This window comes from Accumulibacter sp., from assembly GCF_016789985.1.
Classification (GTDB): domain Bacteria; phylum Pseudomonadota; class Gammaproteobacteria; order Burkholderiales; family Rhodocyclaceae; genus Accumulibacter.
In genome coordinates this window covers 1-15,506 of record NZ_JAEUOL010000149.1, presented here as the reverse complement: position 1 = coordinate 15,506, position 15,506 = coordinate 1, and the positions used below count along the sequence as shown (strand labels likewise).

Annotated in this window: 11 protein-coding genes and 1 pseudogene; 9 read left to right on the top strand and 3 right to left on the bottom strand. The window is 62.7% G+C overall.

The window, feature by feature from the left end; translation table 11 throughout:
• Nucleotides 1-81: 81 nt before the first annotated feature.
• From JNK99_RS08550 to JNK99_RS08535, 4 genes and pseudogenes are all read left to right on the top strand, one after another.
• Complete coding sequence (locus tag JNK99_RS08550) at nucleotides 82-2,874, top strand: aminotransferase class I/II-fold pyridoxal phosphate-dependent enzyme (protein ID WP_291851403.1); 2,793 nt, start codon at nucleotides 82-84, stop codon at nucleotides 2,872-2,874.
• Nucleotides 2,875-4,395: pseudogene (locus JNK99_RS08545) on the top strand (biotin carboxylase); the annotation flags it as partial.
• A gap of 16 nt (nucleotides 4,396-4,411) precedes the next feature.
• Nucleotides 4,412-5,425 (top strand): C45 family peptidase, encoded by a 1,014-nt coding sequence (locus JNK99_RS08540; protein ID WP_291851400.1) that lies wholly within the window; start codon nucleotides 4,412-4,414, stop codon nucleotides 5,423-5,425.
• A gap of 21 nt (nucleotides 5,426-5,446) precedes the next feature.
• Nucleotides 5,447-6,352, top strand: coding sequence for a glutamate/aspartate ABC transporter substrate-binding protein (locus JNK99_RS08535; protein WP_291851397.1), 906 nt, complete (start codon nucleotides 5,447-5,449; stop codon nucleotides 6,350-6,352).
• Between the two features lie 165 nt (nucleotides 6,353-6,517).
• On the opposite strand, the gene JNK99_RS08530 is transcribed toward JNK99_RS08535, so the two are convergent.
• The 3 genes from JNK99_RS08530 to JNK99_RS08520 all read right to left on the bottom strand — a co-directional run bounded on the left by JNK99_RS08530 (nucleotide 6,518) and on the right by JNK99_RS08520 (nucleotide 10,530).
• A complete protein-coding gene (locus JNK99_RS08530; RefSeq protein WP_291851394.1) occupies nucleotides 6,518-7,513 on the bottom strand; it encodes a carbon-nitrogen hydrolase family protein in 996 nt (331 codons plus the stop codon).
• Between the two features lie 198 nt (nucleotides 7,514-7,711).
• Nucleotides 7,712-9,019 (bottom strand): 4-aminobutyrate--2-oxoglutarate transaminase, encoded by a 1,308-nt coding sequence (gene gabT, locus JNK99_RS08525; protein WP_291851391.1) that lies wholly within the window; start codon nucleotides 9,017-9,019, stop codon nucleotides 7,712-7,714.
• Nucleotides 9,020-9,051: 32 nt separating this feature from the next.
• Nucleotides 9,052-10,530 (bottom strand): NAD-dependent succinate-semialdehyde dehydrogenase, encoded by a 1,479-nt coding sequence (locus tag JNK99_RS08520; protein WP_291851432.1) that lies wholly within the window; start codon nucleotides 10,528-10,530, stop codon nucleotides 9,052-9,054.
• A gap of 128 nt (nucleotides 10,531-10,658) precedes the next feature.
• Between JNK99_RS08520 and JNK99_RS08515 the strand changes: the two genes are divergently transcribed.
• From JNK99_RS08515 to JNK99_RS08495, 5 genes are all read left to right on the top strand, one after another.
• Nucleotides 10,659-12,167 (top strand): PLP-dependent aminotransferase family protein, encoded by a 1,509-nt coding sequence (locus JNK99_RS08515; RefSeq protein WP_291851389.1) that lies wholly within the window; start codon nucleotides 10,659-10,661, stop codon nucleotides 12,165-12,167.
• Nucleotides 12,168-12,213: 46 nt separating this feature from the next.
• Nucleotides 12,214-12,465 carry a hypothetical protein gene (locus JNK99_RS08510; protein WP_291851386.1) on the top strand — a complete coding sequence of 84 codons (252 nt, stop codon included), beginning with the start codon at nucleotides 12,214-12,216 and terminating at the stop codon, nucleotides 12,463-12,465.
• A gap of 421 nt (nucleotides 12,466-12,886) precedes the next feature.
• Nucleotides 12,887-13,234: a DUF2782 domain-containing protein gene (locus tag JNK99_RS08505; RefSeq protein WP_291851383.1), complete on the top strand. Its 348-nt coding sequence runs from the start codon at nucleotides 12,887-12,889 to the stop codon at nucleotides 13,232-13,234.
• A gap of 46 nt (nucleotides 13,235-13,280) precedes the next feature.
• Nucleotides 13,281-14,261 (top strand): homoserine kinase, encoded by a 981-nt coding sequence (locus tag JNK99_RS08500; protein WP_291851380.1) that lies wholly within the window; start codon nucleotides 13,281-13,283, stop codon nucleotides 14,259-14,261.
• Nucleotides 14,248-15,506: class I SAM-dependent methyltransferase (locus JNK99_RS08495; protein WP_291851376.1), on the top strand; the 1,259-nt coding region annotated here is incomplete at its 3' end. The genes JNK99_RS08500 and JNK99_RS08495, both read left to right, overlap by 14 nt.

Here is a 15,506-nt window from a genome sequence, read left to right as displayed (position 1 = left end):
TTGCCGCGGGCGTACCTAGTTGACTGATAGCGCCCACATAAGCCGGCGGCAATGTACCGTCAGCGCCTTTGGAGACAAGTCATGAATACAAATACTGCGGCCCCGCTGAGCCGCCACCGTAGCGTCTGGGAAGTCCGCACGGAAAGCTGGATCGAGCTGGTCGATGCCTTGTCCCAGCTCGCGAACCCGTCCCACGAGCAAACCGATCGCGAGGCGCGCCTGGCGAGATTGCGCGAATTGACCGAGGTGCTGACGCCGATTGAAGTCTGCTGGGCTTATCCGGGCCGTCGGGCCTTCGCCGATCTGTGTGGATTCATCGCACGCGGCGAGCTGGCGCACGCTGCAATCGTCGCTCGCCGCAGCCATCGCATGCTGGCCTCGCTGACGTATCGCCACGGCAGCACCGGGGCAGGCAGCGATGCCGAGTTGCCCACGCAAATGGAAACGGAAAGGGAGTTCCAGACGCAAATGCGCTGCCCGTACTTCGAGGTCCTGATGGTGGACGACCTGCCGGCCGAGGAGGAGGAGTCGCTACGCCGTCGAGTACGCAGCCGGCGCCGCCCCGACGACGATTTCATCTTCGACGTGGTCGTGGTGCCGACCTTCGAGGATGCCCTGGTCGCGTCGATGGTGAACTTCAATCTGCAGGCAGTGGTGATCGGCTACGGTTTTCCCTACCGCTCGCTGTACGTCCCCGAACTCATTGCGCGTCGCTTCTTTGAAGGCCTGGATGTCAGCGGCGAGGAACTGCCGGAGTCCGAGCGCGGCCTGCTGCTGGGTCGACAGATTGCGCAGTTGCGCCCCGAGCTCGATCTCTATCTGGTGACAGACGCCAAGGTGGAAGACGTCGCGGCCAAGGCGGGGGCGACCTTCAAGCGCGTGTTCTTCGGCGAGGAAGATCAGCTTGAACTCTATTTCTCGATCATGAAAGGCGTGTCGGAACGCTATCAGACACCCTTCTTCGAAGCGCTGCGCAGGTACGCGAAACAGCCTACCGGAGTGTTCCACGCGCTGCCGCTGGCGCGCGGCAAATCGATCATGAATTCGAACTGGATCGGAGACCTGAGCCAGTTCTACGGCATGAACCTGTTCATGGCAGAAACCTCGGCGACGGCCGGCGGCCTCGATTCCCTGCTCGAACCGACGAGTTCACTGAAAGTGGCGCAGGAGTACGCGGCGCGTGCCTTCGGGGCACGCCGCACCTTCTTCGCCACCAACGGCACCTCGACCGCCAACAAGATCGTCGTCCAGGCGATGGTCCGACCTGATGACATCGTTCTGGTCGACCGCAATTGCCACAAATCGCACCATTACGGCATGGTACTGGCCGGTGCCCAGATCATCTACCTCGAAGCCTATCCGCTGCACGAGTACTCGATGTACGGCGCCGTGCCGATCCGCCACATCAAGGAAACCTTGCTCGAGTTGCGCCGCGCCGGCACCCTGAGCCGCGTACGCATGGTGCTGCTGACCAACTGCACTTTCGACGGCATCGTCTATGACGTCGAGCGGCTGATGCTCGAGTGCCTGGCGATCAAGCCCGATCTGGTGTTCCTGTGGGACGAGGCGTGGTTCGCCTTTGCGCGCTTCCACCCGGTCTACCGCCAGCGCACCGGCATGGCCGCCGCCGCCAGGCTGACCGAGATGTTCCAGAGTGTGGATTATGCCCAGCGTTACGCGGAATTCGCCAGCAGTTTTGACGAGGCTGCCTGGGCCGACGACGAACGAGTGCTCAGCACCCGCCTGCTGCCCGACCCGAACAAGGCAAGGGTACGCGTTTACGCCACGCAGTCTACCCACAAGACACTGACTGCGCTGCGCCAGGGGTCGATGATCCACGTCTGGGATCTGGATTTCAAGGACAAGGCCGAGGAAGCCTTCCATGAGGCCTACATGACCCACACCTCGACCTCACCCAACTACCAGATCCTCGCCACCCTCGACGTCGGCCGGCGGCAGATGGAGCTCGAAGGTTACGAGCTGGTGCAGCGCCAGCTCGAGCTGGCAATGAACCTGCGCGAGCAGGTGAAGGCCCATCCCCTGCTGAAGCGTTACTTCCACTTCCTGACGGTGGCCGATCTGGTTCCGGACGAGTTTCGCGAGTCGCACGTCGAGTCGCTGTTCAACATCGAAACCGGCTGGGTCAACCTGTTCAACGCCTGGCATACCGACGAGTTTGCACTCGACCCGAGCCGCGCCACCCTATCCATCGGCCGCTCTGGAATGGATGGCGACACGATGAAGAACAGGTATCTGGCGGACAAATACGATATCCAGATCAACAAGACCTCACGCAACACCGTCCTTTTCATGACCAACATCGGTAGCACCCGCTCGACGATCGCCTACCTGATCGAAGTATTGGTGAAAATCGCCAGTGACATCGACCAGCAGGTAGCCGACATGAGCACCCTCGAACGCCGGATCCATGAAAAACGGGTGCGATCGCTGACCGTGGATCTGCCGCCGCTGCCCAACTTTTCGTGTTTCCACACGGCCTTCCGCGGCAGCAGCGTCGACGGGCTGACCGAAACGCGTGATGGCGACATCCGCAGCGCCTTCTTCCTTGGCTACGACGAGGGGAACTGCGAGTACCTCGGCATGGACGAGACGGACCAAGCGATGAAGAACGGGCGCGAATGCGTTTCTGCCCAGTTCGTCATCCCCTACCCGCCGGGCTTCCCGATCCTGGTGCCGGGACAGGTGATCAGCGCCGAGATATTGAAGTTCATGCAGGCGCTCGATGTGCGCGAGATCCATGGTTTCCGGCCTGAACTGGGTTTTCGCATCTACACCGAAGCCGCGCTGCAACGTGCGGCACAGTCAAACGCGGTCTGGACCGCGCAGCTCAATTCACAGGTGGAGCCGGGATGAACTCACCGACAAGCTGCGCAGAAAAAGCAGCCCCATGACAGTCATAACCACGAGGAGAAGACAATGACTCACACCGTAAAGAACATTTCCGACCTGCTGCTGATGTTCCACCGCAATGAACGGCCAATCTATTTCATCAGCGCCACCAACTTCAACCTGCTGGGCATGGATCGCTGGGTCAACCGCTTCCGCTACATCAGCTACATCGATTGCTTCGATGGCCGGCATCCGAATGTGTTCGTGCCACCGGAATCGCCGCACGCCGAGTTCGAGTCGATCGAGGACATCAACAATTACCTGCTGCAGCACAAGGACGTGGTCGACCTGATCGAGCGGCGCGGCGGCAATCCGGTCGCGACCTTCCTGATGTTCGACGAGAAGACCGAGACACTGGCCAAGGAACTCGGCATGGAGGTCTGGTTCCCGCCGGCCAAGCTGCGTCAGCGCCTGGACAACAAGATGGAGACCGTGCGTATCGGCAACAAGGTCGGTGTGCTGTCGGTACCCAATGCGCTGGAGAAGGTGAGCAGCTACGCCAACCTCAGGGAGACTTGCGAGCGGAACGGCCTGGGTCATGATCTGGTGATTCAGTCGGCCTATGGCGACTCCGGCCACACCACCTTCTTCATCGCCTCGGAAGACGATTTCAACAAGTACAAGGATGAAATCATCAACGACCCCGAGGTCAAGATCATGAAGCGCATCAACTGCCGTGGCGCGACGCTGGAAGCGTGCGCCACCCAGTCGGGCACACTGGTCGGCCCGTTGCTCACCGAAGTGGTGGGCGCCCGCGAACTGACACCCTACAAGGGCGGCTGGTGTGGCAACGAGGTCTTCCCCGGCGCCTTCACCGAAGACGTACGTGCCAAGTGCCGTGACATGGCCGAGCGCTTCGGCAATCAGTTGCTGGAGGAAGGTTACCGGGGCTATTTCGACCTCGATTTCCTGATCGACCAGGACAACGGCGAGGTTTACCTCGGCGAGCTGAACCCGCGCGTTTGCGGCGCCAGCCCGATGACCAACCATGCCGCGCATGCCTATGCCGATGCGCCACTGTTCCTGTTCCACCTGCTCGAGTTCTCCGGCGTACCGTTCGACCTGAATGTGCGTGAAATCAACGACCGCTGGGCGCAGCCGCACTTCATCGATTCCTGGTCGCAGGTAGTGATGAAGTACACCGAGAAACACGTCGATCAGGTGACCCACGCGCCCGCTACCGGCATCTACCGCATGGGCGAAGACGGCGGTGTCAGCTACCAGCGCTTCGACTACAACCGCAAGGCCATCGATACCGAGCGCGAGGCCTTCTTCATGCGCATCACCGGCCCGGGCGACTATCGCTACGAGGGCGCCGACCTGGGTATCCTGATCACCCGCGGCCGCGCGATGGACGACCACTTCAAGCTCAACCTGCGTGCCCGCGACTGGATTCGCGGCATCAAGAACTACTACGCCGGCAAACCCATCGTCACCACCCAGCACGCAGCCGCACCAGAGCCGGGTGCGTTCAAGATCCTTTGACGTGCTGCATTCCGACATGCCCATCCATCAGCGCTTCACCGCGCTGGTGGAGGACGAACCCGGCGAGGCGTGGCAGGCACTGTTCGAGCGCTGCTGGCCGGGCTACCGTGACTGGTACCTGCGCAGCGGCGTTTTCGAACGACCCGGCTACCTGGACTGTCGGCGCGCGCTGCGCCAGCATATGCCGGAACTGGTGCCCATCTGGGAGCGTCTGGTGGAGCTGGCTGGCGGCAGTGACATCGAGGCCCGCCTGCTCTCGCTGTGGTGCCCGCCGGCCTACATTGCCGGTTGTTCGCAAGGGATCTGGATCGACCCGACCCACCAGCAAGGCCCGGCCCTGCTGCGCAACTACGACTATTCTCCCGCACTGCTGGAAGGTAACTGGCTGGCTACCCGCTGGTGCGGTCACCAGGTGCTGGCCATGGGCGATTGCCTGTGGGGTGCGCTGGACGGCATGAACGAAGCGGGTCTGGCCGCGTCACTGAGTTTTGGCGGCAGGAATCAGGCCGGCAAAGGCTTCGGCATCCCCCTGGTCGTCCGCTACCTGCTGGAGGTGGCGACCACTGTGGAAGAGGCCTGCGAAGTCCTCAAGCGTGTTCCCGTGCACATGTCGTACACCATCACCTTGCTCGACAGTGCGTGCCATTGGGCCACCGTGTTCGTAGGGCCGGACATCGCCACCTATGTGACCCGTCGCCGGGCCGTCAGCAACTTCCAGCACCAGGTGGATTGGTCCCAGCACGCCAAGGCCACCTGCGCCGTGGAACGCCTCGTCGCCATGCAGCAGGTGGTGGTGGAGCAGCCTCGCCCGTTGTCGGAAGCCACGGCGGCACTACTGCAGCCACCTCTGTTCCAGATGAGATACCGGCGCGGCTATGGCACGCTCTACAGCGCGGTCTACCAGCCCGCCCACCGCAGCGTGGATTTGCTGTGGCAAGATCAGCGCTGGCAGCAATCGCTGCTCGCGCCACAGGCCGGCGAACGCGACATTGTGTTCCCCGCTGACCCACCCGAAGTGATCTTGAGTTAAATTGAGAAGGAGGCAGACACGATGTTCACAATTTCGCGGCGCTTCGCCATTGCTGTAACGCTTGCCACTGCCCTGATGTCGGCGCCAGTTCTGGCGCAGGAACTGACCGGTACGCTGAAGAAGATCAAGGATACCGGGAGCATCACGCTGGGGCATCGCGAGTCGTCGATCCCGTTCTCGTACTATAACGACAAGCAGCAGGTCATCGGCTACTCGCAGGACATGATGCTCAAGGCGGTGGATGCGATCAAGGCCGAATTGAAGCTCGCCAAACTCGATATCAAGCTGGTGCCCGTCACCTCCGAGAATCGCATCGCGCTCGTCCAGAACGGATCGGTCGACCTGGAATGCGGTTCGACGACCAACACCACCGAACGTCAGAAACAGGTCAGCTTCTCGAACAGCCTCTTTGTCGTCGGTACCCGTCTGCTGACCAAGACCAACTCCGGGATCAAGGATTTTCCTGACCTGGCTGGCAAGAGCGTCGTGACCACCGCCGGCACCACCTCCGAACGTCTGCTGCGCAAGATGAACGAAGACAACAACATGAAGATGAAGATCATCGGCACGAAGGATCACGGGGAATCGTTCCTGACCCTGGAAACCGGCCGCGCGGTGGCCTTCGTGATGGACGAAGTGTTGCTCTATGGCGAATTGGCAAAAGCCAAGAACACCAGCGAATGGGCCGTGGTCGGTACGCCGCAGTCGTATGAAGCCTATGGCTGCATGTTGCGCAAGGATGACCCGGCGTTCAAGAAGGTCGTCGATGAGGCGCTCGCCAAGGTGATGACCTCGGGCGAAGCCGAGAAGATCTACGCCAAGTGGTTCCTGCAGCCGATCCCGCCGAAGGGTCTGAACCTCAACTTCCAGCTCTCGTACGCACTCAGGAAGCTGTACAAGTCGCCCAACGACAAGGCCTACCAGTAAGTTTCGCGCCACGCTCTGAGGAAAGCGCCATCGCTTTCATGGCTGGCCAGAAATGAAGCTGGGTCGATTCCTGCCAATGACCCGGCAACAGGCGCTGTCGGGTCATTTTCAACTCTCCTGCGCCGACCGCACTGCTGCTGATGGCTGCCGGCACCAAGTGACGGATCAGAGATGGGCGTGGACCAATGGCGTGGCCTCCGCACCCGCAGCAGGGCCACCGGCACCCGACACAATAGGGGCCGCCTGCAGGACAGAACTCTCTGCTCCGCCGACCACCTCGACTGGTGGCGCAACGCGGTCGGAACGAGATCCGCGTGTCGGCTTGATCAAAGGTCCAAGGCTGTCCAGATAGTCTTTCTTCCCCAAGTGTTTCTGGTAGACCGGAAACTCGATCGGCCGGTCACGGAAACTCTTGAGCGTTTGGCCCAGGCCGCGGATACCCACCGCTCGCTCCCGGCGAACCCGCGACAGATCGATTTCCACCGGGATGGTTTCTTCGCCCCCCCCCGCCTCGTGGATCACGTAGCCCGATGGGCCAACGACAATCGACCGCCCCGTGCCACAATCGCCCACACCGTTGACATCGAAGAAGTAGCACTGGTTGATGGTGGCACTGGCACGCGCGATCGGCAACTCGACATCCCGGTCAATCGTGTCGGTCATGGTCGGGTGAAGAATGCATTCAGCGCCCATCGACACCAGCGTCCGGGTCGTTTCCGGGAACCACATGTCGTAACAGATGGAAACACCGAAGCGCCCGACGTCAGGCACGTCAAACACACAGAATTCGACGCCCGGTCTGATGCCCATTTCGTAGGGAAGGAAGGGGAACATCTTGCGGTAGCGAGTCACCACCGTCCCATTCGGATCGATCACCGGTGTGGTGTTGTAGATATCATCGCCGACCCGCTCGAACATCGATCCCGGCAGGAGCCAGAGACCGTGTTTGGCTGCCATCTGACAAAACAGCCCCTCGGCAGGACCACCCGTCGGTTGTGCGTGGAACGGTGCTGGCCCAAAAGGGGCCAGCTCACTGAACACCACCATCTGCACCCAGGGAAAACGGGCCATCAGGACATCCAGCTTGTGGCCCATCGCATTGATGTTCGCATGCTCCATCGAGATGCTCATCTGGATGCCAGCAATTGAAAAAGGAATCATTAAGCTGCTTCTCCTGGCCTTTCAATTGATTGTACGACGATCTTCCGACTTGACGTCAAGGACCCGAACCCCGATCCGGAGCCGGAGCCGGAGCCGATACTACCACGCCCGAACCGGGAGATGCTTGCCTCCCGCTGCAGGCAGGGTTGCCCGACGCCGGCGATCGACGCTGCGCCGGGCCCTCTCTGGACGACCCGATCAGGCGCCAATCGCCCGCAGCGACGCCTCGATGATCTCCAGTCCTTCATCCAGTACTGCTTGCGAAATGGTCAACGGCAGCATCACCCGCAATACGTTGCCGTAGGGTCCACACAACAGCAACAACAGACCCCGTTTGGCCGCTTCATTCTTCAGTGCCGTGGCCAGATCTGCTGCCGGTTGCCGCGGATCACCGTTGCGGCAGAACTCCACCGCGGTCATCGCTCCCAGTCCGCGCACCTCGACGATGCTGGAGAACTCCTCCATCATGGCGCCGAACCTTGTCCGCAGGTGTTCGCCAAGCGCCATCGAGCGAGCACAAAGCTGTTGCTCCTCGAGCACGTCGAGTACCGCCAGCGCTCCGGCAACCGCGACAGGATTTCCAGCGTAGGTGGAACCCAGCCCGCCAATGTCCGCGGCATCCATGAGCTGCGCCTTGCCGACGACGGCGGCAACCGGCAGCCCACCACCCAGACCTTTGGCCAGGGTGATGATGTCCGGCTCGATGCCATAGTGCTCGCTGGCAAACAGTTTCCCGCAACGGCCAAATCCGGTTTGTACTTCATCGGCAACCAGCAGTATCCCGTGCGCGTCGCAGAGTGCCCGCAGGCGGCGCAGAAAACCGAGCGGCGCAGGAACGTATCCGCCTTCTCCCTGCACCGGTTCGATGAAAATTGCCGCAACCCGCGAGGCTTCGATGCTGGAAGCGAAAAGCCGTTCGATCGCGACGATGGAATCGTCTTCCGAGATACCGTGCAGGGCATTCGGGAACGGGACATGAAAGATCTCGCCCGGGAATGGCCCGAACTTGATCTTGTATGGAGCCACCTTGCCGGTCAGTGCCATACCGAACAGGGTGCGACCATGGAAACCGCCACTGAAGGCGATCAAGCCGGAGCGTCCGGTTGCCGCACGAGCAATCTTCACGGCATTCTCGACCGCCTCTGCACCGGTGTTGACGAGAAACGATTTCTTCGGCGAGTCGCCCGGAGCGGCAGCATTGAGCCGCTCGCAAAGCTCGACGTACGATTCGTAGGCCACCACCTGGAAACAGGTATGAGTGAACGATTCCAGTTGCCGGTGCGCCGCAGCGACGATCCGGGGATGGCAGTGCCCGGTATTGACCACCGCGATGCCGGCGCAGAAGTCGATCCAGCGACGGCCCTCCACATCCCAGATTTCTGCATTCTCGGCCCTTTTGGCGAACAAGGCGTGCCCCTGACCGACGCCCCTCGGCAGAGCAGCGACGCGTCTGGCCATCAGCTCGGCATTGGTCGTCAGGGTGAGTTTTTCGTTCGGTGCATTCATGTCCATCTCCATTGCGAAATTGGTTCGCCGGCTCAGTCGATCCCGCCGACGCAGATATATTTGATTTCCAGGTAATCCTCGATTCCGTACCTGGAACCCTCGCGACCCAGCCCGGAGGATTTCATCCCGCCGAACGGCGCAACCTCGGTCGAGATCAGGCCGGTGTTGATGCCGACCATGCCGTATTCCAGCGCACTGGCCACACGCATGCTGCGTGCCAGGTTCTCGGTAAAGAAGTAGGACGCGAGGCCGTACTCCGTATCATTGGCCATGGCCACCGCATCGGCCTCCGTCTTGAAGGTGAAGACGGGGGCCACCGGCCCGAACACTTCTTCACGCGCCATGCGCATCGCCGGCGTCACGTCGGCCAGGATCGTCGGCTCGTAATAGGTTCGACCCAGGCTGTGGCGCCTGCCGCCACAGACGACACGAGCCCCCTTGTCGCAGGCATCGGCGACCAGTTCCTCGACCTTGGCGATCGCTGCGTCGTCGATCAGCGGGCCCTGGCTCACCCCCTCTTCTGCGCCGTTGCCGACGCGCAGAGCGGTGACGGCAGCGACGAGTTTCTCCACGAACACATCGCGGACACTTTCCTGCACCAGCAACCGGTTCGCGCAAACGCAAGTCTGACCCGTGTTGCGATACTTGGAGAGCATCGCGCCCTGCACCGCAGCGTCCAGATCGGCATCGTCGAATACGATGAACGGGGCGTTGCCTCCCAACTCCAGGGACAGCTTCTTGATCGTCGGTGCGCACTGCTGCATGAGAATCCGACCCACCTCGGTGGAACCGGTAAAGCTGAGCTTGCGCACCGTCGGATTGGCGCACAGCTCGCCACCGATCGCGACCGGATCGCCGGTGAGCACATTGAATACCCCTTTGGGAACACCCGCCCTTGCCGCCAGTTCAGCCAGCGCAAGCGCCGATAACGGTGTTGCCTCGGCTGGCTTGAGCACCACCACACAGCCGGCAGCCAGAGCCGGGCCCACCTTGCGGGTGATCATCGCCGCCGGAAAGTTCCAGGGCGTGATCGCCGCACAGACGCCGATCGGCTCCTTGGTCACCAGAACGCGCTTATCGGCGTTATGCGGGGGAATGACGTCGCCGTAGGTGCGCTTTCCTTCCTCGGCAAACCACTCGATGAACGCGGCGGCATAGGCGATCTCGCCGCGTGCTTCCGCCAGCGGCTTACCCTGCTCAGCCGTCATGAGGCGGGCCAGATCCTCCTGATTGCCGAGCAACGACTCATACCATCGCCGCAGAATCCTCGCCCGCTCCCCTGCCGTCCTGGCGCGCCAGGCTGGCAGGGCGATCCGTGCCGCCTCGATGGCGCGACGGGTTTCAGTAACGCCCGCGTCTGGCACTGTCGCCAATTGCTCGCCGGTCGCCGGGTTGATCACGGGGAAGGTCCGGGCACTGTCGGCCCCGACCCATTCGCCGTCGATGTAGCACGACTGCTTCAGCAGTGTCGTATCGGAAAGTTCCAAAGGTCGATCTCCTATTGGCGTCATCACGTAGAAATCGCTCGCCGGCGGCACGGCAGTCGCCACCGGGAACATCGCTGAGTCTAGCCGGCGCGGCAGTACACAGCGGAACCAATTGTTGCGACAATCCTGATACCAATTCGGCCACCTCTTCGATGGACAAGTCGCTCTGCGCAGAACTGATCAGATCCCGGTTGGACAGCGAGGCGAGTGGATCCCGCACACAAACGGCGTTTTGCCTGGCGATCCGGCGTCTGATTCTCGATGGCGAATTGCCTCCGGGCAGTCCGCTGCCGCCGACGCGCATGCTGACAAACGAACTCGGTCTCAGCCGGAGCACGCTGGTAAGAGCCTACGAGCAGCTCCGGCTGGAGGGGTATCTGCAGAGTCGCGGCGGTTCCGCCACTCTGGTGTCGGAGGCCCTGTCATTCACCGCGCCAAGCAATGCGCCGCGTGGTCGCCCATGGCGGCACGGCAGGCCCTTGTCGCGACGTGGTGCCGAGATCGCACAGCACGCCACCAGCAGCCCGATCCAGAGCGGCGCGTTTGTGCCCGGAGTCCCGGACGTCAGACTGTTCCCGTTCGCAACCTGGCGGCGCCTTTTATCGAAGTATGTTTGCTTCGAACACCGCCAACTGGCTCGCTATGGCCACGGCGGATATGGGCCGTTGAAAGCGGTGCTGGCCGAATACTTGCGTGTCTCACGGATGATGTCGTGTTCGCCCAGGCAGATCCTCATCCTGAATGGTTCCCATCAGGCCATCGACCTGTGCGCGAGAATGCTCTGCGATGAAAAGGATCGCGTCTGGATGGAGGACCCCGGTTACTGGGGCGCCAGCAATGTCCTGCGGGCCAACGGACTGCACATCGAACCGATCCCGGCGGACGACCAAGGCATGTCTCTCCCGGCGGACCCGGAGTCGCCACCGCGCATGATCTTCGTCTCCCCCTCCAGCCAGTACCCGACTGGAGTGGTGATGTCCCTGAACCGGCGGATCAAGTTGCTCGAACTCGCCGAGGCGCATGAGTCCTGGGTCATAGAAGACGACTACGACAACGAGATCCGCTATCACCCGTACACCATCGGATCCCTGTTCAGTCAGGCGCGCTCTCAACGAGTCATCTATCTGGGCACCTTCAGCAAGACCATGTTTCCCGGCTTACGCCTGGCCTACCTGGTTGTCCCGGAAGACCTGGCCGAATCCTTTGCCATCGGCAATGCCGAACTTTACAGGGAGGGGCGACTGATCGAACAGGCAGCGCTCGCCGAATTCATCGACGCGGGGTACCTGAGCGCCCATCTGCGCCGGATGCGCAATATCTATCAGGAACGCCGCAACGTGCTACGCAGGGCGATCGAATCCCGGCTCGGAGACTTGGTGAGCACCACCGGGGGCCTGGCTGGTCTGCACCTTCCCTACTTTTTCAATCAGCCTTTCGACGATGTGGCGCTCTCCGAGGAAATGCTCGAAGCCGGCATCGTGCTGCGTCCGCTCTCCATGTACTACGCTGATGCCGGTCACTGTCGGTCCGGGATGGTTCTCGGATTCGCCGCAGTCGACGCCAAAACCATCGAGTCCGCCTCCGACCAGTTGTGCACCGTGGTCGAGCGACGGCGTCAGCGCGATCAGGAGCCGCTTCCGGCACGGCCGGGGCAACAATGAAAAACCCATTGTTGGCCGGCAACGACCCGGGAGCGACGCCATCGGGATGCTCGATCGCCGGCGGCTGGCACTCGCCAGCCGCGGTCGCCGCTTGCTCGGCCTGATCGACCAGCATCCGGATGCGCGTCATCACGTGTCGCGCATTGATAAAGACCAACGCTGCGCAGAGCCGGTCGATCAGCAGGCCCGCCGCCGGCCGAATCGACAATCGGGCTGCGTGACTGGCTGGCGGGAAACCGAAAGCCTTGCCAGAGTCCGGCGAAAAATGTTCGCCGGGCCGAGCCCTGCCAGTGCGTGATTGGGGCATACCCCGCACCACGGAAACCGCGCACTGGCGGGAACGATCAATTTCACTTTCAGTGAAAAAATTTTCGTTGAAAGTGAAAATATTTTCCTGGCGACATGAAATGTTGCATCGTCGACAGGCAGAATTTCCACTTCGACCGAAAATCTTCAGGTATTGCGGCAGGCGGGTGGATCCTCCCGATCGATCCCTGCCGCAGTTCGATCGGACGCCGCACCTGCGTGGTGGAAGATTGCCGGCGGCGGTTCGAACCATCCCTCGTCGAGTCCCTCGCCGCCAGGCGCGGCCTGGCCGGAGGCAGGCTCGAGGTGCGCCGTGGCGCCGCAGCGCTTGCCGGCGATTGTGCAATCTGTACTACAATCGACCCGGAGCAGCGCCATGCTGACTGATTGATCAATCACCCGGGAAATCCCCCATGCGTCGCACACCCGCCCTCCTCGTCGTCCTGGCTTGCGCGGCCGCGTCGGCGTCTGCCCAGAGCACGGCGCCGGCCAACCTGCAGCCGCTGCCGGCAGTGCCCCCGCCACCGCCCGAAATGGCGCCTTTTGACGCAGCCCTCGAACCGGAAGTCACGATCAAGAAGCGCGAGGGCGAAACCGTCGAGGAGCACCGGGTCAACGGCAAGCTGTACATGATCAAGGTGACACCGGAGCACGGCGTCCCGTACACCCTGATCGACCGCGAAGGCGACGGCAACTTCAGCCGGGAAACGCTCGGCGCACCCGACGTCAGCGTCCCGATGTGGACGATCGGCACCTTCTGAGCAACCGCCGGCCGACCAGCAAGCTTCACCGCCCTTCCGGTCCGCCATGTCGGTGTTCACCCAGCTCACCACCGGACAGGCAGCCGCCTGGCTCGACGGCTACGCAGTGGGCCACCTGCAAGGGCTGGAGGGGATTGCCGAGGGCGTGCAGAACTCGAACTTCTTCCTCGGCACGACGCATGGCCAGTACGTGCTGACCCTCTTCGAGCAGGTGCCGCGCGCGCAACTGCCGTTCTTCACCCGCCTGATGGCGCATCTGGCCGCCCGCGGCATCCCCTGCCCGCAACCCGTCGCCAATCGCCGCGGCGCGTACGTCGGACGACTCGCCGGCAAACCGGCGGTGATCGTCAGCCGCCTCGCCGGGGCGTCGGAACCCCGCCCGACGCCGGCGCAATGCGCGGCGCTCGGCGACATGCTGGCCAGACTGCATCTCGCCGCGCAATCCTGTCCGCCCCCGCTCCCGGCACATGTGCGCGATACGGCCTGGTGCGCCGGCGGCGCGGCGCGGCTTGCCCCCTGCCTGGCCGCCGACGATGCGGCGCTCCTCGATGACGAAGTACGGCATCAGCAGACCGGCCGGCCGAGCGTCCTGCCGCGTGGCGTGATCCACGCCGACCTGTTTCGCGACAATGTGCTGTTCCTCGGCGATCGCGTCAGCGGCCTGCTCGACTTCTACTTCGCCGGCATCGACGACCTGCTCTTCGATCTTGCGGTGACGGTCAACGACTGGTGCAGCACGGCGAGCGGAGAACTCGATGCCGAACGCGGCAATGCCCTGCTCGCCGCCTATCACCGCCGGCGGCCGCTGGTCACCGCCGAGCAGGCCGCCTGGCCAACCCTGCTGCGCGCCGCCGCGCTGCGTTTCTGGGTATCGCGCCTGCTCGACCGGCATTTGCCGAGACCCGGCGATCTGGTCACGCAGCGCGATCCCGACGTCTACCGTAACATCCTGCTGGCACGTCGCGCACCCGCCGACGGCGCATCGTGCCTGACTTCGGTCGAAGGGAATCCGCATGTCGAATGGTGACCTGCCGCAGGTCAGGGCGCACTACGAAGCCCTCCCCTATCCGCCACGCGACCCCGCCGATGAAGGGCAGCGACTGCTCACCACCTGGCTCGATTCGCTGGCCATGATCAACCACTACTGCTTCGCCGGTGAACAGGGTTTTCGCAATGGCTTCCGGGCGCTCGTCGCCGGTGCCGGCACGGGCGACACGACGATCTACCTGGCCGAGCAGTTGCGGGCGAGCAATGCGGAAATCGTCCATCTCGACCTGAGCGCCGCCAGCACGGCCATCGCGCGGCGGCGCGCGGCAATCCGCCAGCTCGACAATATCGTCTGGCGGCAGGAGTCGCTGCTCGACCTGCCACGACTCGGCCTCGGCAAGTTTGATTACATCAACTGCTCGGGCGTCCTGCACCATCTCGCAGACCCCGACGCCGGCCTGCGCGCGCTGCTCACGGCGCTCGCCCCGGATGGCGCGCTCGGCATGATGGTCTACGCGACCTACGGTCGCACCGGGGTCTATCAGATGCAGGAACTGCTGCGCCGGATCAACGCCGGCAGCGAGAGCATGGAGCGGCGCCTGGACAATGCCCGCCAGGTCCTGGCGACGCTACCGCCGACCAACTGGTTCGCACGCGCCGAGTCGCTGATCGCCGATCATCGGCGCGGTGATGCAGGAATCTACGATCTCCTGTTGCATGCGCAGGACCGCTCCTACACCGTCGAACAGCTCTACGCCTGGCTGCATGACGGTCATCACCTGCACATCGAGTTCTCGGACGTCGGCCGCGGGCGCTCGCCCTACCTGCCGGAACTGGTTCTGGCGCCACAGCGGCCACCTTTCCTGACCGCTGTGGCGCAACTGCCGCTGCGACAACAGTACGCCATCGCCGAACTGCTGGGCGGCACGCTGATCACCCATTCCTTCTTTCTGACCCGCCGCCCGCGCGTCGCACCCTACGGCAACGCAAGCTGCATTCCCTTCTTCTGTCACGAGCCGATCAGCGGACCCGAACTGTCGGCGATCATCCATCGCAACACGGCCCGTCCCTTCGTCATGCGGCACAGCCACACGGGGATCACCACCCCGCTGGAGACCGGCAGGTTCGGCAAGTTCATCCTCAAGTACATCGACGGCCGGCGCAGTTTCGAGCAGATTTTTGCTCTGGTGCGCAGCGAGGAGAAGTTCCGCAAGTCACCCCCGGGCAACGCAGCGCTGTTCGAGGACTTCGCGGCGCTCTACGGGTTTCTCAACGCGATCGAGCG

What these genes read in the sequence shown, in the direction of transcription:
- JNK99_RS08550 (WP_291851403.1), top strand. Translation starts at nt 82, where the DNA reads ATGAATACAAATACTGCGGCCCCGCTGAGCCGCCACCGTAGCGTCTGG.
- JNK99_RS08540 (WP_291851400.1), top strand. Translation starts at nt 4,412, where the DNA reads ATGCCCATCCATCAGCGCTTCACCGCGCTGGTGGAGGACGAACCCGGC.
- JNK99_RS08535 (WP_291851397.1), top strand. Translation starts at nt 5,447, where the DNA reads ATGTTCACAATTTCGCGGCGCTTCGCCATTGCTGTAACGCTTGCCACT.
- JNK99_RS08530 (WP_291851394.1), bottom strand. Translation starts at nt 7,513, where the DNA reads ATGATTCCTTTTTCAATTGCTGGCATCCAGATGAGCATCTCGATGGAG.
- gabT (WP_291851391.1), bottom strand. Translation starts at nt 9,019, where the DNA reads ATGAATGCACCGAACGAAAAACTCACCCTGACGACCAATGCCGAGCTG.
- JNK99_RS08520 (WP_291851432.1), bottom strand. Translation starts at nt 10,530, where the DNA reads ATGACGCCAATAGGAGATCGACCTTTGGAACTTTCCGATACGACACTG.
- JNK99_RS08515 (WP_291851389.1), top strand. Translation starts at nt 10,659, where the DNA reads ATGGACAAGTCGCTCTGCGCAGAACTGATCAGATCCCGGTTGGACAGC.
- JNK99_RS08510 (WP_291851386.1), top strand. Translation starts at nt 12,214, where the DNA reads ATGCTCGATCGCCGGCGGCTGGCACTCGCCAGCCGCGGTCGCCGCTTG.
- JNK99_RS08505 (WP_291851383.1), top strand. Translation starts at nt 12,887, where the DNA reads ATGCGTCGCACACCCGCCCTCCTCGTCGTCCTGGCTTGCGCGGCCGCG.
- JNK99_RS08500 (WP_291851380.1), top strand. Translation starts at nt 13,281, where the DNA reads ATGTCGGTGTTCACCCAGCTCACCACCGGACAGGCAGCCGCCTGGCTC.